Annotated in this window: 14 protein-coding genes; 6 read left to right on the top strand and 8 right to left on the bottom strand. The window is 73.1% G+C overall.

Features of this window, described 5'->3' with window-relative positions:
• Positions 1 to 191: 191 nt before the first annotated feature.
• The 5 genes from ACZ4Z4_RS09160 to ACZ4Z4_RS09140 all read right to left on the bottom strand — a co-directional run bounded on the left by ACZ4Z4_RS09160 (position 192) and on the right by ACZ4Z4_RS09140 (position 8,061).
• Positions 192 to 1,079 carry a FadR/GntR family transcriptional regulator gene (locus ACZ4Z4_RS09160; RefSeq protein ID WP_468324421.1) on the bottom strand — a complete coding sequence of 296 codons (888 nt, stop codon included), beginning with the start codon at positions 1,077 to 1,079 and terminating at the stop codon, positions 192 to 194.
• Positions 1,080 to 1,241: 162 nt separating this feature from the next.
• Entirely contained in the window at positions 1,242 to 3,320 is a 2,079-nt protein-coding gene (locus ACZ4Z4_RS09155; RefSeq protein ID WP_468324418.1) for an ATP-binding cassette domain-containing protein, read from the bottom strand.
• Positions 3,321 to 3,565: 245 nt separating this feature from the next.
• Positions 3,566 to 4,327, bottom strand: coding sequence for an NUDIX hydrolase (locus ACZ4Z4_RS09150; RefSeq protein WP_362992694.1), 762 nt, complete (start codon positions 4,325 to 4,327; stop codon positions 3,566 to 3,568).
• A 119-nt stretch (positions 4,328 to 4,446) separates the two neighbouring features.
• Positions 4,447 to 6,525 carry a glycogen debranching N-terminal domain-containing protein gene (locus ACZ4Z4_RS09145; RefSeq protein WP_468324415.1) on the bottom strand — a complete coding sequence of 693 codons (2,079 nt, stop codon included), beginning with the start codon at positions 6,523 to 6,525 and terminating at the stop codon, positions 4,447 to 4,449.
• Between the two features lie 162 nt (positions 6,526 to 6,687).
• A complete protein-coding gene (locus ACZ4Z4_RS09140; RefSeq protein ID WP_468324412.1) occupies positions 6,688 to 8,061 on the bottom strand; it encodes a DUF4192 domain-containing protein in 1,374 nt (457 codons plus the stop codon).
• Positions 8,062 to 8,308: 247 nt separating this feature from the next.
• On the opposite strand from ACZ4Z4_RS09140, the gene ACZ4Z4_RS09135 reads away from it, so the two are divergent.
• Genes ACZ4Z4_RS09135 through argB form a run of 4 tightly spaced genes read left to right on the top strand, consistent with a single transcriptional unit; the run spans position 8,309 to position 12,109 of the window.
• Complete coding sequence (locus ACZ4Z4_RS09135) at positions 8,309 to 8,965, top strand: isochorismatase family protein (protein ID WP_468324410.1); 657 nt, start codon at positions 8,309 to 8,311, stop codon at positions 8,963 to 8,965.
• Positions 8,966 to 9,021: 56 nt separating this feature from the next.
• The gene (gene argC, locus ACZ4Z4_RS09130) at positions 9,022 to 10,062 is read left to right on the top strand and encodes an N-acetyl-gamma-glutamyl-phosphate reductase (protein WP_468324408.1); all 1,041 of its coding nucleotides are present in this window, start codon (positions 9,022 to 9,024) and stop codon (positions 10,060 to 10,062) included.
• Positions 10,059 to 11,210, top strand: coding sequence for a bifunctional glutamate N-acetyltransferase/amino-acid acetyltransferase ArgJ (argJ, locus tag ACZ4Z4_RS09125; RefSeq protein ID WP_468324406.1), 1,152 nt, complete (start codon positions 10,059 to 10,061; stop codon positions 11,208 to 11,210). The genes argC and argJ overlap by 4 nt, the downstream gene beginning before the upstream one ends.
• A 17-nt stretch (positions 11,211 to 11,227) precedes the next feature.
• Positions 11,228 to 12,109 carry an acetylglutamate kinase gene (gene argB / locus ACZ4Z4_RS09120; protein WP_468324403.1) on the top strand — a complete coding sequence of 294 codons (882 nt, stop codon included), beginning with the start codon at positions 11,228 to 11,230 and terminating at the stop codon, positions 12,107 to 12,109.
• A gap of 102 nt (positions 12,110 to 12,211) precedes the next feature.
• Here the strand turns inward: argB and ACZ4Z4_RS09115 are convergent, their stop codons facing one another.
• Positions 12,212 to 12,757: a GNAT family N-acetyltransferase gene (locus ACZ4Z4_RS09115; protein WP_468324402.1), complete on the bottom strand. Its 546-nt coding sequence runs from the start codon at positions 12,755 to 12,757 to the stop codon at positions 12,212 to 12,214.
• Between the two features lie 317 nt (positions 12,758 to 13,074).
• Here ACZ4Z4_RS09115 and helR point away from each other — a divergent pair, with 317 nt between their 5' ends.
• Positions 13,075 to 15,294 carry an RNA polymerase recycling motor ATPase HelR gene (gene helR / locus ACZ4Z4_RS09110; protein WP_468325733.1) on the top strand — a complete coding sequence of 740 codons (2,220 nt, stop codon included), beginning with the start codon at positions 13,075 to 13,077 and terminating at the stop codon, positions 15,292 to 15,294.
• A gap of 53 nt (positions 15,295 to 15,347) precedes the next feature.
• Here the strand turns inward: helR and ACZ4Z4_RS09105 are convergent, their stop codons facing one another.
• Entirely contained in the window at positions 15,348 to 16,958 is a 1,611-nt protein-coding gene (locus ACZ4Z4_RS09105) for an amidohydrolase (protein ID WP_468324400.1), read from the bottom strand.
• A 65-nt stretch (positions 16,959 to 17,023) separates the two neighbouring features.
• Complete coding sequence (locus tag ACZ4Z4_RS09100) at positions 17,024 to 17,236, bottom strand: MbtH family protein (protein ID WP_468324397.1); 213 nt, start codon at positions 17,234 to 17,236, stop codon at positions 17,024 to 17,026.
• Positions 17,237 to 17,355: 119 nt separating this feature from the next.
• Between ACZ4Z4_RS09100 and ACZ4Z4_RS09095 the strand changes: the two genes are divergently transcribed.
• On the top strand, positions 17,356 to 18,531 hold the full coding sequence (locus ACZ4Z4_RS09095) for an alpha/beta hydrolase-fold protein (protein ID WP_468324394.1): 1,176 nt from the start codon (positions 17,356 to 17,358) through the stop codon (positions 18,529 to 18,531).
• Positions 18,532 to 18,832 lie beyond the last annotated feature (301 nt).

The following is an 18,832-nucleotide window of genomic DNA, read 5'->3' as shown; positions in this document are numbered from 1 at the left end:
CCGGATGCCCCGCGAAGAAACCCCCCACACTCGTGTCGCCGGACTCCGCCGAGCCCCAGGGGAGCTCGCGGAGGTCCGGCGACGCTGGACAGCGGTGGCGGGAGTCGTCGACGGTCGCGGAGCGGCGTAGGCGACGGCTCGGTGCCGCCGCGGGGCACGCGCACGACGGCGGCGCCGGGGTGGCCGCGCGGTCAGTGCTCGCGCGGGGCGGGCACGACGCGCTCCATGTCGGGGTGGACGACGAGCAGCTGCCGCATGGCGGCCTCGGCGCCGGCTCCGTCGCCCGCCGCGAGTCCCTCGACGACGCGGGAGTGGTGCACGAGGGACGCCTCGCTGGGGCGGTCGCAGCCGGTGATCGGCCCACCCGAGACCTGGAGGGCGGCCGAGACGATGCCGGACAGGTGCTCCAGCATGCGGTTGCCGGCGACCTGGATGAGCAGCGAGTGAAACTCCGCGTCGGCGCGGGAGAAGGTGATCACGTCGCCCTGGCCCAGCGCGTGCCCCATGATCTCGACCATGTCGGAGAGGCGCTGCTGCACCTCCTCGCGGCCGTGCCCCGCGGCCAGGCGGGCGGCGAGGGGCTCGATCATCCAGCGCAGCTCGCCGAGCTCGCGCCGCTGGTCGTCGCGCTGGGGGCCGAAGGCCCGCCACTCGATGATGTCGGGGTCGAGCAGGTTCCAGTCGCTGACGGGGCGCACGCGCGTGCCGACGTTGGGCCGGGCGCTGACGAGGCCCTTGGCCTCGAGGACGCGGAGGGACTCACGGACGACGGTGCGGGAGACCTCGAAGCGCTGGCCGATCTCCTCGGGGACGAGGGGGCGGTCGGCTCCGAGGTCTCCGGAGACGATCATCTGGCCCAGCTGTTGGACGAGTTGGCCGTGCAGCCCGCGGCCGCGACTTCCTGCGGCGCGCCGGCCCATGCGTCCCAGATCCTGGTCGGGGCCTTCCCACACGGGGGCGACGACGCGGTCGCCACCGGCGGGCTCCGCGTACGGGTATCGGTCGAGGTCGCCCGGTCCTGCGAGGCCGGAGTCGGCGGAGCGGGCGGTGGTCATCATGGTGTGCGCAAGGGTACTCACGGATCAGTTGTCGGCGCTGCCTCCAACTCCCTTGAGGTCTTTGGTGAAAAGCACACGAAAGGGTGATCGCTTACCCCGCCGCAATTGACGCCTTATCGGAAAGAAACGGACGCCCTCCGGGGAGTTACCCACAGCGCCTCTCCGGGAGGTTTCCGACGGCCCTCAGCGGACCCTGGCACGCGTCGCCGTGAGCAGATATGTGCAGAGCAGAGCGGTGAGGGACAACATCAGTGCGCCGCCCACGGGTTGGGCGATCATGCGCACTCCCGCGACCAGATACCGCTCGGCGCCGAACGGCCACTGCACCAGAGCGAGGTCCCTGAGCCGCGCAGGAAGTCCGGCCGCGGATCGCACGGACGGCCCCTCGACGGCTTTCTGTACGAGGGGTACGACGACGATCGGCACCGCGAGCACCGCGGCGAGGCCCGCCGCCGTGGACCGGAAGACACCCGCGGCAAGCACCCCGGCCCAGGCGCAGCCCGTCACCAGGGCCACCCAACTCGCGCCGAGCGAAAGCCAGTCGGCGGGAACTTTTGTGACCTCGTCTCCGTATACGAGGTGGAGCAGCGCGGCGTCGGAGGCCACCGTGACGGTGCTCAGCAGCAGCGCTGTGACGGCCGCGACGAGCAGTTTGGCGCCGAGCATCCCGAGGCGGCGCGGGACGGTGCCCCGGTCCGCGGCGAGCGCGGGGTGGCGGAACTCGTCGCCGAAGGCCAGGGCTCCCAGCAGCCCGGCACCAAGGGCCGCGGGCGGCAGGGGAAGTTCGTGCGGCCAGGCCGCGAGGAGGCGCGGCTGCGGCGTGTGCCCGCTCCGCGCCAGGAAGACGCAGAGCAGGGCGGAGCCGGCGAGGACGGCGGCCAGGGTGAAGTAGCCCGCACCGACGCCCAGCAGACGGCGCACTTCGTAGCGCAGGGGGTTGAGGGGGCTTCTGCTGGGGCGGACGGTGATGGGGGGTGGCAGGGGGGACAACGCAGCTTGCGGGGTGGGCGGGGTCTGTGTGGCATGCGGGGCTTGTGTGCCATGCGTGGCATGCGGGGCCTCGGAGGGCGCGTCCGGGCGGATGTCGGGGCGCGTGGCTCCGGCGTCGAGCGGGACGGTGTCGTCGGCGCCTTCGAGCGGGAGGGCGAGTGGCAGCGGGAGGGTTTCTTTGGGATCCCTGGCGGCGGTGGTCGGTGGCGCGGTCGCGGTACCGGGTGACTCCGCAGGCACCGGCTGCGGTCGCGGTTGCGCATGCGGCTGCTGGGGCGGCTGTGCATGCGGCTGGGGTGCATGCGGTTGCGGCTGGGGTGCATGCGGTTGCGGCTGGGGTGCATGCGGTTGCGGCTGGGGTGCATGCGGTTGCGGCTGCGGCTGCGGCTGCATCGAGGGACCCGTGTCACCGATCTCGTCGGCAAGTTGGTGGACGAGGATGCCGTGCCGGTACGCGGTCTCCCCCACGTCGGCGCAGTTGCTGCCGTACACGGAGAGCCTGTTGCCGTCCTCCGTGACCACCTCGATCGAGCGTCGGCCCGCGCGCGCCTCTTTGGTGAGCAGGGCGCCGAGGCGGGCGGCGTGCGGGCTCCGGACGGCGACGCGGGGGCGGAGCCTGGTCCGGGCGAAGTCCGCGGCCTCTTGGTCGGCGACCAGCCGTCCCGACTCCAGGGTGACGACGCGGTCGGCGGCCCGAGCCGCCTCCTTGGAGTCGTTCGTGGTGAACAGGACCGTGCCGCCCTGATCGGCGTGGGCCCGCAGGATCCCGTGCAGCCACGCGCTCTCGCGGGCCGAGAGACCGTCACCCGGTCCGTCCAGGACGAGCGCGTGCGGATCGGCGAGCAGCGCACACGCGAGCCCGAGACGGCGGTCCATGCCGCGCGAGAGGGTGCCGAGGCGCTCTTCCCTGAGGCTGACGAGTCCGACGACCTCCAGGACGTCGTCGGCGCGCCCGGCGGGCACGCCCACGGCCGCGCAGAGCATGCGCAGGTGGCCGCGGACCGAGCGCGCGGGGTGCCCGGGGACCTCGCCCAGGACGACACCCACCTCGTGCGAGGGCCGGGCGATGCGGCGCAGGGGGCGGCCTCTGAAGTAGGTGATGCCACGGCCCTGTTGAAGTTCGAGCATCAGCCGCAGCACCGTGGTCGCGTCGGCGGTGTCGGCGTCGAGCAGCGCCGTCACGCGGCCGGTGCGCGCCTCGAAGGACACGTCGTCCACGGCGGGCGGGAGCTCCTGGCGGGGATTGCTGGTCAGTCCGATGGCCTGGATCATCGCTTCTCTCGCAGGATGTGCGACCGCTCGGCGGCCGGGGCCCGTCCGCCGGATCGGGGACGGACGGACCCCGTGGGTACTGCAGCAAGATAACGCGACATTTACGGCTTTTCGGTCAGGGCTTGGGCCAGTTGTGTCCCAGCCGGACCGCCGCAGGACTCCGCCGCCGGTCTGCGACGCCGATCTTCGGTGCCGATCTTTGGTGCCCGTCTTCGGGCGCCGGTCTCCGCCGTCAGACTTCGCCGTCAGACTTCAGGGCGCAGCATCGGCGGGTTGAGGAGCGTCGCGCCGCCCGCGCGGAAGAGCTGGGCGGGGCGGCCGCCCTGCCGGGTGGTGGTCCCGCCGGTGGGCACGAGGAAGCCCGGCGTGCCGGTGACCTTGCGGTGGAAGTTGCGCGGGTCGAGGACGACGCCCCAGACGGCCTCGTACACCCGCCGCAACTCACCGACGGTGAACTCCGGCGGGCAGAACGCGGTGGCCAGTGAGGAGTACTCGATCTTGGAGCGGGCGCGCTCCACGCCGTCCGCGAGGATCTGGGCGTGGTCGAAGGCGAGCGGCGCCGCCTGTTCGTCCTCGCGGCCGTAACCCCCCTGCTGGAGCAGGGCCTCGACCGGGGCCCAGCGGGCGCTGTGCGCGTCGCCGCCGGCCCGGGGCGCGGGCAGGTCCGGCGCGAGCGCGAGGTGGGCCACGCTGACCACGCGCATGCGGGGATCGCGCTTGGGGTCGCCGTAGGTCGCGAGCTGTTCGAGATGCGCTCCGTTGGCCTGGGCGGGGGCGTCGGGGTCGTGGGCGCACAGGCCCGTCTCCTCGATCAGCTCGCGCGCGGCCGCCGCCGACAGGTCCTCGTCGGCCCGCACGAAACCTCCGGGGAGCGCCCAACGCCCCTGGAACGGCTGCTCACCGCGCCGCACGGCCAGTGCGCAGAGCGCGTGCCGGCGCACGGTCAGCACGACCAGGTCGACGGTGACTGCGAAGGGCGGGAAGGCCGACGGGTCGTAGGGCGACATGCCGCGATCATAGTCGTCTGCCTGACGATAAACATCTCCTTCGCCCATTGCTTCACGGTTCGCGGCGCCGGGCATGCCCGGCCGTTCCTCAGCTCGCCGCCGCGCGGTTCTCGGCTCGGTCACACCCCCAACTGGAGCCCGTCGGCCGCCTGCTCGACCATGGCGAGGCCGAGTCTGGTGACCCGCACGGAGAACGGGGCTCCCGCGACGCTCAGCGCGCTCAGCTCCAGCTCGCCCAGCGGGACGCTGCGGACCGGGTTGAGCTTCACCGTGCGGGCGGGCGCGTCGGGCCGGATCCCGGCGAGTGCCACGAGGACGTGCACCCCCGCGGCCGCGGCGGTGGCGGCCGGGCGGCAGGCGGCCGGGTGCGGCAGCGGAGCCGCGCCCTCGGTGCGCTGCTCCCCCGCGTACATCTCGGGGAGCCGGTGGCCGAAGGACTCGGCCGCGGAGAGCAGGCCGCGCAGCAGCGAGTCGGCCTCCTTCTCGTATCCCGCCGCGGCCAGCCCCGCGACGGCGATCGCCGTCTCGTGCACGCGGACCGCCCCTCCCCGGTGTCCGAACGGGTTGTACGCGGCCTCCTTCGCGCCGAGACCGCGCAGCCCCCAGCCGGAGTCCATGGCGGGGCCGCCGAGCAGCCGGGCGAGCTGTCCGGTCCTGACCTTGTCGAGCAGTCCGGGGGCGTGGGTGCCGGACCCGAGCAGACCGGTGTCCAGGAGGTGGGCCACTCCGCCGGTGAGGTGCGGCACGGGCCGTCCGTCGGCGAGGCGGGCGGCCGCGGGTCTGCCGCCCGCCCGGTCGTCCACCCAGAACTCGTCCTGGAACGCGGACCGCAGCCGTGCGGCCCACTGCCGCAGACCGGCGGGGTCCGCGCGGCCGTGCGCGTCGAGCAGGTCGGCGCCGAGGAGCGCGGCGCGGTGGGCGTGGGCCTGGATCTCACCGCGCGCGATGCCACCGGGGCAGGCGTCGGACAGGAACGTGCCGTCGCCGACCGAGGCGCGCAGCCACCGCAGACACCGCTCCGCGGCGGGCAGCAGCTCCTCGACCTCCGGCTCGGGGAGCCCCCAGCGCCAGGCCTCCGCGAGGAGCACGGGGAAGAGCAGGGTCGCCTCGGTGCCCGTGCAGCCGGGCGGCAGGTGCGGCCCCGCGTCCCGCAGCGGCCCGGGGATCATGCCGGAGCGGGGGCCGGGTTCGGTGAGTTGGCTGCGGGCGAGGGTGCGCAGCGTCCCGACGGCGATGCGCGTGCCCAGTGGGAGCGCCATGCGGGCGGCGGCCAGTGCCTCGGCCGGCGCGAGTCCGCAGCGCCACGGCGCCCCCGCGGCCGGGTACAGGTCGCTCGGGTGCCGGGGGTCGCGCAGCAGCAATGCCTGTAGATCCTCGACGGACCGGGCGAACAGCGGCTGGACCCGCGGGTCGTCCCCGGCGGCCCGTGCTGCGGTTCCCGGGCGCGCCGCGCCGTGGCCGACGGCCCGGACCGGCCCGGCGCCGTCGGGCCGCGCCCGCAGCTCCACGCTCCGGGAGGCACCGGGCGGCAGGTGCATCTCCCAGCGCAGCAGGCCCGCGGATGCCAGGGCGTCGGCGGGCGCGGGGTCGGCCGTGACGAGGCAGTGGGCCGTGGCGGAGGACCAGCGCATGCCGGAGTCGTGCACGGTGGCGGGCAGTTCGGGTCCGGCTCGGCCCGAGGCGACCGCGCCGACCTCGGCGAGGTCCGTGCCGAGTGAAATTTCGAGGGGCAGCCGCAGGGGGCGGCCGGACGCGCTGTGCAGTGTGATGCGCTCCGTGCCGTCGGCGTGGCGGATCCGCTCGACGACGACCTCGGGGTCCGGGCCGCCGTCCGTCGACAGACGCAGCGTGGCGACGAAGCGGGCGCTGTCCGCGGACAGCATGCGGGCCTGCACGGCGACCGGCTCGCGTCCCGCCACACGCACCTGGCATCGGGACAGGGTCCGGCGCCCCGCGCGGTAGAAGCCCTCCAGTCCACGGCCGGTCAGTTGCCCCTGGTCCGTCGAGATCGCCAGGGCGGGCAGGGCGACGCAGATCAGCACGGAGTGCGCGGGCGGGAGATCGCCGGGGCCGCGTGGCGTCGGAACCGGGGACGGAGCCGGTGCGGGTGCCGGTCCACCGGAGAAGGGGGCGGGGGCCGACGCGGGTCGCCGGCGCCCCTCTCTGTCGAAGACGGAAGACGGAGCGGGAAGAGACATGGGCAGCTTCTTCTGCGTTGTCTGCGCTACGGGAGGTCGGAGGAGGTGCCGCGGCGCGACCCGGCTGCGGGTACCGCCACTCAGGTGAACGGGCCGACCCGGTCCCGAGTAACGCCCCTTGGCGGGAAGCCGACCATCTGGCCCAGCACCGGAACCGCGCGCTCACTGGTCGTCCCTCGCGCCGCGCCCGGTGGTGTGGCGACGCTTTCGCGGGCCTGGACCCGGGATGCCGGGGGTCCGCGGACCGCCGACGGTTGCAGGGCCGCCGGGAGCCCTGGGTCCTTCGCCCGCCGCCGAGCGGTGCGGCCGTCGGCGGCGGCGCCGGGGCGAGGCGCCTTCCGGTGCCTTGGGGGCCACCGTGCCCGGCGCCGCCTCGTCGCTGCGGTCGTCGCGCCGCCTCCGCAGGCAGCGGCGGATCGACTCGGGGTCCAAATCCTCGTTGCAGGCGCGGTTGAGGAGCAGGGCGAAGGTGTAGTCGGCATCGGCGCGCAGCGCCATGTCGAGGGCCTCCTGGCCTTCCGCCAGGTCTCCGAGGGACCAGGCGACCCAGCCGGCGAGGGCGAGGGGCGCGGCCGCGTGCTCCGCGTACGCACCGACGCAGCGCCTGGCCAGGGCCCTCCAGAGGCGCAGCGCGGGCGGTCCTTCGGCGCCCTCCATCCATTCCGCCGCGCGGTCGCGGGTCGCCCTGGACTGGAGGCCGAGGATCAGGGCGGCCGCCTCGTCGTGCGCGATCAGCTCGTCGTCGCTGTTGTCCGCGTCGAGGGGGTCGGGCAGCGCGGGAGAGGCGGCCAGCCGCGCCATGATCCGGCGGGCCAGGTCGAGAGTCTCGGCGGCGACTCCGTGGACGGCTTGATCGCCTCCGTCGTCTTCGAGGTCCCCCTCGCTGAGCATCCTGGGGGCGAGTTCGCATGCTGCCGCGTCGAGTGCGCGCTCCTGGTCCGTCGCCGCCGCGGTGGTCCACGGGGTCAGCCGTCCTCTGATCTCGCTCTGCGTGGTGGTCGCGCGGACGCCCATGTAGGTCGCGGCGGCGGCCAGGACCGAGGTGCCCGGCCTGAGCAGAGGCGTGCCTTCCGGCGGGCAGCAGCGGGTGTCCGGGCAGCAGTACGTCCAGAAGCGGCCTGCCGAGATGCACACGACTTCGAACACCGGCACGTCAAGGCGGCCGCACGCGGTGCGCAGCACCTGTGCCAGCGGCCGCAGGCGTGCCACGACCTGCTGTCCCGTCTCGCCGTCGGCGGGTTCCTGGCAGAGGAAGGCGACGATCCCGTCGGGGCGCCCTCCCCTCCTCTCGCAACCGCTCACCAGGCACCGGGCCAGCTGCTCCGCGACGCAGGGCCAGTCCCCCGCGCGCTCGGGGACGCCGAGGCGCACGCGGCCGCCGAAGCGCCCCCGCTCCCCGTGCAGGGCGATGAGCACGATGCTCTCCTCGGGCTTGAAGCCGAGCAAGTACGGCAAGGCGTCCGCCAGTTCGGCCGGAGTACGCAGGGTGACCACCGGCCCGTCGAGCGGGCCGACTACTTCGCTGTGATTCGTCATGCGTCGACTCTCCCGCGGATCGCAGGATTCCTGTTGACCCTGTGGATAACCCCGGTCAGGGGCACGCCAACGGTTATCCACAGGCCCAGCGAACTCGCCCGCTCCGGCCTCAAGATGTGTCTCACACCAGCGCTCGGCTGACCGGCCGACCCAATCAGCCATGGGGCTATTTAGGTTAGGCTAAGCTAAGGTCAACTTGCAGTTCGGACCCAGCGGTGCGCGCGTCTTCAGGGGAGGGAAATCACCCATGGGCCTACCCGCCATCGGCTCCTACCCGATGCCGGACCGCACCGACCTGCCCCGGTCGCATGTCTCCTGGAGGATCGATCCGGTGCGTGCCGCGCTGCTGGTCCACGACATGCAGAACCACTTCGTGGGCGCGTTCCCCACGGGACGCTCCCCGGTGGTGGAGCTCGTCGACAACATCGCGACGCTTCGGGAACTCGCGGCGACGCTGGACATACCCGTGGTCTTCAGCGCGGAGCCGGCCGAGCAGGAGCCGGGGCAGCGAGGGCTCGTCGCCGACATGTGGGGTCCCGGCATAGGGGACGAGCCGGGCGCCGCCGCCATCGTCGCGCCGCTCACCCCCCGCCCCGGCGAGCACCTGTTGGCGAACGTGCGCCACAACGCCTTCCTGCGCAGCCACCTCGGCAGGCTGCTGCGGTCGAAAGGCCGCGACCAGCTGATCATCTGCGGGGTGTACGCACACCTGGGTGTCCTGCTGACCGCGGCGGACGCCTTCATGAACGACATACAGCCGTTCGTCGTCGCCGACGCGGTGGCCGACCTCTCCGCCGAGGAACACACGTTGGCGCTTCGCTGGGCGGCGCGCACCGGCATGGTCTGCACGACCGACGGCCTGCTGCGCGGCCTGCTCCTGCACAGGGAGCCGAACCACGCCTGAGACGCGCGGAGCGCACGGACAGCCAGACAGACGGACCCTCACGAGAGACGGAGACCATGACAGTACGGGCCGCGGTGGCCGGAGCCAGTGGCTATGCCGGCGGGGAGATCCTCCGCCTGCTGTTGTCGCATCCGGAGGTCGAGATCGGCGCGGTGACCGCGCACAGCAGCGCGGGGCGGCGACTCGGGGACGTACAACCGCACTTGGCCGCCGTCGCGGACCGGACCCTGGAGGAGACGTCGGCCGCGTCCCTGCGCGGCCACGACGTGGTGTTCCTCGCGCTGCCGCACGGCCAGTCCGCCGCGCTGGCGCGCCAGTTGGAGGCGGGCACGCTCGTCGTGGACTGCGGGGCGGACTTCCGGCTGCGCGACCCGGCCGACTGGGAGCGGTTCTACGGCTCCCCGCACGCCGGGACCTGGCCCTATGGACTGCCCGAACTGCCGGGGGCGCGGGACGCGTTGAAGGGCACCGATCGCGTCGCCGTGCCCGGTTGCTACCCGACGGCGGTGACCCTGGCGCTCTTCCCCGCCTTCCTGGCACAGCTGGTGGAGCCGGAAGCCGTCGTCGTCGCCGCCAGCGGCACGTCGGGGGCGGGCCGGGTGGCCAAGCCCCATCTGGTCGGTTCCGAGGTGATGGGCTCGATGACGCCCTACGGAGTCGGCGGTGGCCACCGGCACACCCCGGAGCTGACGCAGAACCTGTCCCATGTCGCGGGTGAGCGGGTGACCGTGTCCTTCACCCCGACCCTGGCACCGATGCCCCGGGGCATCCTGGCGACCTGCTCGGCGCGCCTGCGCCCCGGCATACCGGCCGACACCGCCGAGGACGAGGTGCGCGCCGCCTACGAGAACGCCTACGCCGACGAGCCCTTCGTACGCCTCCTGCCGCCCGGTACCTGGCCGTCCACGGGCGCCGTCCTCGGCTCCAACACCGCCCAGTTGCAGGTGGCGGTGGACACGGCCGCTCGCCGGGTCGTCTGTGTGAGCGCCATCGACAACCTGACCAAGGGCACCGCGGGTGGCGCGGTGCAGAGCATGAACGTCGCCCTCGGCCTTCCCGAAGGAATGGGCCTGCCCATGAACGGAGTGGCTCCGTGAGCGTGACCGCTGCCCGGGGATTCCTCGCGAGCGGAGTCTCCGCCGGGCTCAAGGAGTCCGGCGCCCCGGACCTGGCGCTGGTGGTGAACCGCGGGCCTTCGAGCGCCGCGGCCGGCGTCTTCACCTCGAACCGCGTCCAGGCCGCGCCCGTGCGCTGGTCCCGGCGCGTGATCGCGGACGGCGACTTGGCCGCGGTCGTCCTCAACTCCGGTGGGGCCAACGCCTGTACGGGCCCCGAGGGCGAGGCCGACACCCGGGAGATGGCCGAGCGCACGGCTCGGGCCGTAGGCACCGAGCCCGGTCGGGTCGCGGTGTGCTCCACCGGGCTCATCGGCGTACGGCTGCCCATGGAGCGGGTGACGGCGGGCATCGAGTCCGCCGCGGCACGGCTGTCGGACGACGGCGGCGAGACCGCCGCGGTCGCGATCAAGACGACCGACTCGGTGCACAAGACGGCGGTGGCGTCCGGTCCCGGCTGGACCGTGGGCGGCATGGCGAAGGGCGCGGGCATGCTGGCCCCCGGGCTCGCGACCATGCTGGTGGTCCTCACCACCGACGCCGACGTGAGCGCCGCGGCGCTCGACTCCACGCTCAGGGAGGCGGTGCGCACCACCTTCGACCGGGTGGACTCCGACGGCTGCATGTCCACCAACGACACCGTGCTGCTGCTCGCGTCGGGCGCCTCGGGGGTGCGGCCGAACCCGGCCGAGTTCGCCGAGGCCGTGCACGGCGTCTGTCTCGACCTGGCGCTCCGGCTCGTCGCGGACGCGGAGGGCGCCTCCAAGGACATCGAGATACGAGTGATCGGCGCCGCGTCCGAGGAGGATGCCGTGACGGTCGGCCGCTCGGTGGCCCGCAACAACCTCCTCAAGTGCGCCCTGCACGGCGAGGACCCGAACTGGGGCCGGGTCCTTTCGGCGATCGGTACGACCTCCGCCGTCTTCGACCCGGACCGCCTCGACGTGGCGATCAACGACGTATGGGTGTGCCGGGACGGCGCGGCGGGCGAGCCGCGGGACGGGGTGGACCTGTCGGGCCGTCAGGTGACGGTCACCGTCGACCTGCGCTCGGGCGAGGCGGCGGCGACGATCTGGACGAACGACCTCACCGCGGCGTACGTCCACGAGAACAGCGCGTACAGCTCGTGAACGGAGTAGGGGCAGACATGCGAACGGTCGTCAGGGAGCACGCACAGGTCTCCGAGGAGCTGCGGGGCAGCGTGGTCGTCGTGAAGTTCGGCGGTCACGCCATGGTCGACGCCGAATTGCAGCGGACCTTCGCGCGTGACGTCGTGGACCTGTGGCAAGCGGGTCTGCGCCCCGTCGTCGTGCACGGGGGCGGCCCGCAGATCAACGCGATGCTCGACCGTCTGGGCCTGGAGACCCGGTTCGCGGCGGGTATGCGGGTGACGACGCCGGAGACCATGGAGGTGGTCCGCATGGTGCTGACCGGCCGGGTCCAGCGGGATCTGGTCGGCCACATCAACGCCCACGGGCCCTTCGCCGTGGGCATGACGGGCGAGGACGCGCACACGATGACGGCCGTGCGGCGGTCCGCCTGGGTGGACGGCCGGCCGGTGGACATCGGTCTCGTCGGCGACATCGTGGACGTGAACACCGGCGCGGTGCGCACGCTTCTGGAGCAGGACCACATCCCGGTCGTCTCCCCCGTGGCACGCGGCGAGGACGGTCAGGTCTACAACGTCAACGCCGATCTCGCGGCGTCGGCCCTGGCCGTGGCCCTCGACGCCGAGCGCCTCGTGATGCTCACCGACGTGGAGGGCCTGTACGCGAACTGGCCGCACAGCACCGAGGTGATAGAGCGGCTGACGGCCGATGCGCTGGACGGGCTGCTGCCGGAGCTGGCGAGCGGGATGCTGCCGAAGATGGAGGGGTGCCTGCGGGCCGTCCGCGGCGGCGTGCGCAAGGCGCACGTGCTCGACGGGCGAGTGCCGCACGCGGTGCTGCGGGGCCTTCTGGACAGGACCAGCCCCGGCACGACCGTGGTTCCCGACAGCAGTCCGGACCTCGCCGAGTGCGCCGTCTGACCTGCCTGACCTGTCTGACCTGTTTGACCTGTCTGACCGCGTAATGGACGAAGCTCCCGGCCCCGGTGCGATCCGGGGCGGGAGCGCCGCCGCCACTTCGTGTCAGAGACTCCGCGCGAGTACCCGCGCGTTGCGCCGGGGGTCGAGGGAGCGTGCCCAGGCCGGCGGCGCCAGGCGCGGGTCCGCGGGGGCGAACCCATAGCGGAGGAACAGGTCGCCGCCGCCCGTCGTCGCCGTGAACAGGGCGTCGAGCGATTGGGCGTGCGCCAGGGCCAGTACGGCGCGCAGCAGACCGGCGCCCACTCCACGGCCCTGCCGGTGCCCGGCCACGCAGAAGTTGTACAGGACGCCCGTGGCCTTCCGACCCTCCGCCGGATCGGCCGGGTGCACGCGGAGGCCCACGCAGCCCTCCAGCGGGCCGCCCGGTACGTCCATCACGAGGAAGTCGGCGGCGTGGGCCGCGTAGAGCGAGGGCGGGCGCTCCCGCAGCGCACCGGAGCGTACGAAGGGCAGTGACAGCGCAACGAGTGCGGCGGCGTCCTCTTCACGGGCGGCGCGCACGGTGGGCATTCCCTCGGGGAGCTCTTGCCGCGGCGGAGCTGAGAGCTGGTGGTGCGGGTGGGCAGGGCGCGGCGTAGCCGTGATCAAGGCTGGACCTTCCTCGGCGTTCCACGATCGAGGAACGGCCCGTCGGGACAAGTGAGGTAAGGCTAGCCTTACTTAGATCGGCGAGTCCAGCCGGGACGGATCTTCGGCACTGGCCGAGAGGGGCTATGCAGCGGGCGGGATGCGGTCAGGTCCGCAGTCCGCAGAGAGCAGAGAGCAGAGAGCAGGGAACGACCGGGGCCCGAAACAACAAAGGCAAGAGGGTGTACTCACCTCTTGCCACTCTCAACTTATAGCGCACTGGGGGGCTTGCGGCAAGGCCCCGGTCGTCCCGGACAATCACTGGCCTAAGCCTGATCCTGCGGAGTTCGGAGACCCCCCTGACCACCAGTGCGTTCAACCTGCCCGCCACCCTTTCGGCCAAGGCCGACCCGGCGCTCATCGGCCGCGACGAACAACACTTCGCCGCCATCGCGGACAGCCTCGACCAGGCCATCGGCGAACTCTCCGGCCGTCTCGACGTGCTGCGCAAGGCGCCCGGCGGCATCGGCCGGGAGGCGATGGACCGGGACTCGGAGATCCACCGGCTGAGCAGCCGCCTGCGCACCCTGCGCCGCTTCGGCCTCGACCTGTGTCTGGGGCGCGTCGTCACCACGGACGGCGCCGCCGACGCGGAACCGCTCTACATCGGACGTCTCGGCCTCACCGACAACGACGGCAACCGGCTCCTCGTCGACTGGCGTTCGCCCGCGGCCGAGCCGTTCTTCGCGGCGACCCACGCCAACCCGATGGGGCTGGCGAGCCGCCGCAGGTACCGCTGGACCAGCGGCCGGATCAGCGACTACTGGGACGAGGTGTTCACCGCCGACGGCCTCGAACACCACGCCGCGCTCGACGACCAGTCCGCCTTCATCGCCAGCCTGGGCGGCAACCGGTCGGCCCGGATGCGCGATGTGCTCGGCACCATCCAGGCCGACCAGGACGCCATCATCCGCGCGAGCTCCCGCGGCGCCCTCGTCGTCGACGGCGGGCCGGGCACCGGCAAGACCGTCGTCGCCCTGCACCGCTCCGCGTACCTCCTCTACTCCGACCCCCGCCTCGGCAAGAACCGGCGCGGCAGCGTGCTCTTCGTCGGGCCGCACGAGCCCTACCTGGGTTACGTCGCCGACGTCCTGCCGAGCCTGGGTGAGGAGGGCGTGCAGACCTGCACGCTGCGGGACCTCGTCGCCGAGGGCGCCGCGGCGGTGCCCGAGGCCGACCCCGCGGTGGCCCGCCTGAAGGCGTCGGCGGACATGGTGAGGGCGGTCGAGAAGGCCGTCGCGTTCTACGAGGAGCCGCCGACCGAGGCCGTCACGGTCAGGACACCCTGGGCCGAGGTGAGGGTGGGCAGGGCCGACTGGGCCGAGGCGTTCCGGGCGCCGGGTCCGGCCACCGCGCACAACGAGGCGCGCGAGCTGATCTGGGAGGAGCTGGCCACGATCCTCATGGACAAGCAGGGCATGGACGAGGAGGAGGACGGCGTCTCCCTTGAGATGTTCCAGCGGTCGCTGCGGCAGGACAGGGAACTCGTCACGACCCTCAACCGCGCGTGGCCGCTGCTCGAAGCCGCCGACGTCGTCTCCGACCTGTGGACGGTCCCCGCGTACTTGCGGATGTGCGCGCCCTGGCTCGACCGCGACGACGTCATGAGGTTGCAGCGCAAGGACGCGCCCCAGGCCTGGACCGTGTCGGACCTGCCGATCCTGGACGCGGCGCGGCAGCGGCTCGGCGACCCCGCGGCCGCGCGGCGCAGGCGGCGGCACGACATCGCGGTCGCCGCCGAGCGCGAGCGCATGTCCGGCGTCATCGACCAGATCCTGGCGGCGGCCGACTTCTCCTCGGCCGGTGACGACAGCGAGGGCGCCGTGCGGATGTTGCACGGCAAGGACCTCCAGGACAGCCTGATCGACGAGAGCGCCCTGCCCACCGAGGACCCGGACCGGCTCGCGGGCCCGTTCGTGCACGTCGTCGTGGACGAGGCGCAGGAGCTGACCGACGCCGAGTGGCAGATGCTGCTGCTGCGCTGCCCGTCCCGGAGCTTCACCATCGTCGGTGACCGCGCGCAGGCAAGGCATGGCTTCACCGAGTCGTGGGAGGAGCGCCTGGCGCGGGCCGGGATCGACCGGATCACGATGGCCTCCCTGAGCATCAACTACCGCACGCCCGAGGAGGTCATGGCGGAGGCCGAGCCGGTCATCCGGGCTGAACTCCCCGACGCGAACGTGCCGACGTCCATCCGCAGCAGCGGCGTTCCCGTCGCGCACGGGGCGGTCGTGGACCTGGAGTCGGTGCTCGACGACTGGCTCGCCGCGCACGAGGGCGGGGTCGCGTGCGTCATCGGCGACGCCGCGTTCCACGAGAAGTTCCAGGCTCCGCCGCGGGTGAGCTGCCTGACCCCGGAGCTGTCGAAGGGCCTTGAGTTCGACCTGGTCGTGCTCGTCGAGCCGGACTCGTTCGGTGCGGGCATCGAGGGGGCGGTCGACCGCTATGTCGCGATGACGCGGGCGACCCGGCAACTCGTGATCCTCACGGGCTCCTAGGCCCCTGGGCCCCTGGGTTTCTGGGCTCCTAGGGGCCGGGAGGGGCGGTGCGTCTACTGTCCCGTCGCGCGTCCGTCGACGTAGGTCGCCGCCACCTCGATGGCGCCGATGCGCGACGGGTCGACGCGGCGGGGGTCGTCGCCGAGCACGACCAGGTCCGCGCGCTTGCCCGGGGTGAGGCTGCCCAAAGTGTCCTCCCAGTGGCAGGCGTGGGCGCCGGCGACGGTGTAGGCGTGCAGGGCCTCGTCGACGGTGATGGCCTCGTCCGGGCCGATGACCTGGCCGGACGCGGAGGCGCGCTCGACCATGAACTGGATGGCGCGCAGCGGGGAGCCGTCCGCGACGGGGCGGTCGGAGCTGCCGACGAGAGGGATGCCTTGGTCGAGGAAGCCTCGGCCCCGGTAGAGCCAGGGTGCCCTGTCCTTACCCATGATCGCCGCGTAGTCGTCACCGAAGTACCGCAGGAAGTTGGGCTGGACGACCGCGGTGACGCCGAGCCGTGCGAAGCGCGGGAGCTGGTCGGGGCGGATCAGTCCGGCGTGTTCGACACGGTGCCGGGCCGCGGGGCGCGGCCGCAGGCGCTGGGCGCGCTCCAGGGCGTCCAGGGCGAGGTCGGCCGCGCGGTCGCCGATCGCGTGGACGGCGAGCTGCCAGCCCGCGAGGTGCCCGTCCACGATCGTGTCGGCGAGCGCCTGCGGGTCGTCCTGCAACTGGCCCGCGTGGTCGAGGCCTTCGTACGGCGTGCTCAGCGCGGCGGTACGGGCCATCATGCCACCGTCGGTGTAGATCTTGAGCGCACCCACGGAGAGCCGGTCGTCGCCGAACCCGGTGCGCAGGCCGAGGTCGAGCGCCTTGGGTATGCCGTCGGCCGCGTGCGCGGCGACGGGGTTCAGCCGGTCCGCGGAGACCATGAGCTGGACGCGGAGCGGCAACAGGTCTTCGTCGCGGGCGAGTTGGTAGGCACCCAGCTCGACCGGGCTGTGGCCGAAGAGGGTGCCGCCGATGCCCGCCTCGGCGCAGGCGGTGACGCCCTCGCCCAGGCAGATCCGCGCAGCGCGTCCGATCGCCTCGGCCAACTCGCGCTGGGAGTACGGCAGACGCAGCGCGCGGGCGGCCCCCATCGCGCCCTCGGCCAGGAAGCCGTTCTCGTGCGGGGTGCCGGCAGGGAGCAGGTCAAGTACGGCGGAGTTGACGACGCAGCCGTGCCCGGACTCGTGCAGCAGGAACACCTTGCGGCCGTGGCTGACCCGGTCCAGTTCGGCGGCGGTCAGATGGCGGCCGAGGGGCCGCTGGTCGTAGCCGGCGACGTGCAGCCAGGAGCCGGGGGCGCCCTCTGCGGTGTCCGCCGCGCCCTCCGTGGTGGCCGCCGCGCCCTCCGTGGTGGCCGCCGCGTCCACCACGGCCAGCACGTCGTCGATCCGGGTGCGGCCCACGATGCTCAAGGTGGTCTCCTTGAGGCCGGTCCAGGCCAGGTGCACATGGGCGTCGACGAAGCCGGGCAGCACGGTGGCGCCCTCCAGGTCGATCACCTCGCGCGCGGGCAGCGAGGCCACGGCCTCGTCCAGGCCCACGATCCGCCCCCGCCAGATGCCCAGCTCGTGGGCGACGGGGTGGTCCGGATCCATCGTGAGGAAGCGCGCGTTCGTCAGTCTGGTGCAGAGCATCGACGGTGTCCCTTGCGGTGGGCGCGAGGTGCGCGGGGCGCGGGGCGCGCGGGGTGCCTCGGAGGTCAGCCGTCCACGGAGGCCGCGAGGGAGCGCGGGCGCAGGTCGGTCCAGTTGGTCTCGATGTACGCCAGGCAGGCGTCCCGCGTGTTCTCCTCGAAGGCGATGGTCCACCCGCCGGGGACCTCGACGAAGGACGGCCAGAGCGAGTGCTGCCCCTCGTCGTTCACCAGGACCAGGAAGCGGCCTTCGGGGTCGTCGAAGGGGTTGGTGCTCATGTGTCGGTGCCTCCTTGGGCGTGACGGACGTATCTTGGGCGAGACCGAGGATTAGGTTAGGCTCCCCTAAATTAATGCGAGCTTAGCCTTTCTTCCTTCACCCTCACAAGGAGACGTTCATGCGCCTGGCGGCCGACACGGACAGCGCCTTCGCCGAGTTCGGACTGCCCGGTGAGCCCGGCACCGAGGCGTTCTGGGCGGGTGCTCGTACTCCTGTGTGCGTACGCGCTGATGCCGAAGGTGACAGTGGTGGGTGGAGGGCGCTTTTTCTGTGGCGTGGTTCCTCCGCCGCGCGCGTCGTGTTTGAGAGCTGGTCGGAGCCTGTGCCCCTGCGGCGGTGGGCCGACACGGACTGCTGGTACGCCGAAGTGCGCATGCCCGCGCGGCTGCGGGTGACCTACCAGATCCTCGCCGACGGCGAGGCGTACGCCGACCCCTTCAACCCTGAAGGCGCGGGCGGGGACCGGTCCATCGCCACGACCCCGGACGCCCCGGCCCAGCCCCACTGGCCCTCCGTCGGCCCCGACGACATCCTGCCGCTGCCGAGCACCCGGATCCGGTGGGCCAGCCAGCGGCTCGGCGGGCGGCGTACCGTGCGGGTCCACGCGGCGGGCGGCGGCGGGCCGTTGGTCCTGCTGCTCGACGGGGACGACTGGCTGTACCTCCACCCGGCCGTGACCGCGTTCGATTCGGCTGTGGCCGCCGGTGACATGCCTCCCGTCACTCTTGTCTTCCTGCCGGCCAAGGACCGCGAGGCCGAGTTCGCGTGCGAGCCCGCGCTGTGGGAGGCCGTCCGGGACGAACTGCTGCCGCTGGTGGCGGAGTGCGGCGTGCCCGGCGACCCGGAGCGGCTGGTGGTCGTCGGGCAGAGCCTCGGCGGGCTGAGCGCGGTGTACGCGGCGCTGGAGTTCCCGGAGTTGGTGTCCCGTGTGGCCTGCCAGTCGGGGTCGTTCTGGTGGACGCCGGACGCGGTGGGTTCGGCGGATCCGCTGGGCGGGGCGGTGGGCGGTGCCTTGGCCGCGCGGCTCGGGGCGGGGGTGGATCGGGGCGGTTCGGCCGGTCGGCCCGACCTGTCCGGGTTGCGGGTCGCCTTCGACGTGGGGGAGCACGAGGTGCGGATGCTGCCTCACTGTGAGCTGACGGAGGAGCTGGTTCGGGGGGCCGGGGCGGAGGTCAAGGTCTCTCGGGCGGCGGCTGGGCATGATCGGGTGGGGTGGCGGGGGGCGTTGGTTCGGGATGTGGCGTGGGTGCTTGGTGCTTCGCAGGGTGGCGGTGGTGCACTCGTGGGGCGGTGAGGGGCTTTGCGCAGTTCCCCGCGCCCCTGAGCGCACCCCACCGCCGTCGCCCGCCTGCGGGCCGGTGGGGGTTGTTCGCGCAGTTCCCCGCGCCCCTATAAGCGCACCCCACCGCCGTCGCCCGCCTGCGGGCCCGTGGGGGTTGTTCGCGCAGTTCCCCGCGCCCCTGAAAGCGCGCCCCACCGCCGTTGCCCGCCTGCGGGCCCGTGGGGGTTGTTCGCGCAGTTCCCCGCGCCCCTATAAGCGCACCCCACCGCCGTCGCCCGCCTGCGGGCCCGTGGGGGTTGTTCGCGCAGTTCCC

The sequence above is a fragment of the Streptomyces sp. NPDC030245 genome (genome assembly GCF_055572995.1).
The sequence above is the reverse complement of the archived record's forward strand: the minus strand, read 5'-3'. Positions and strand labels throughout refer to the sequence as shown.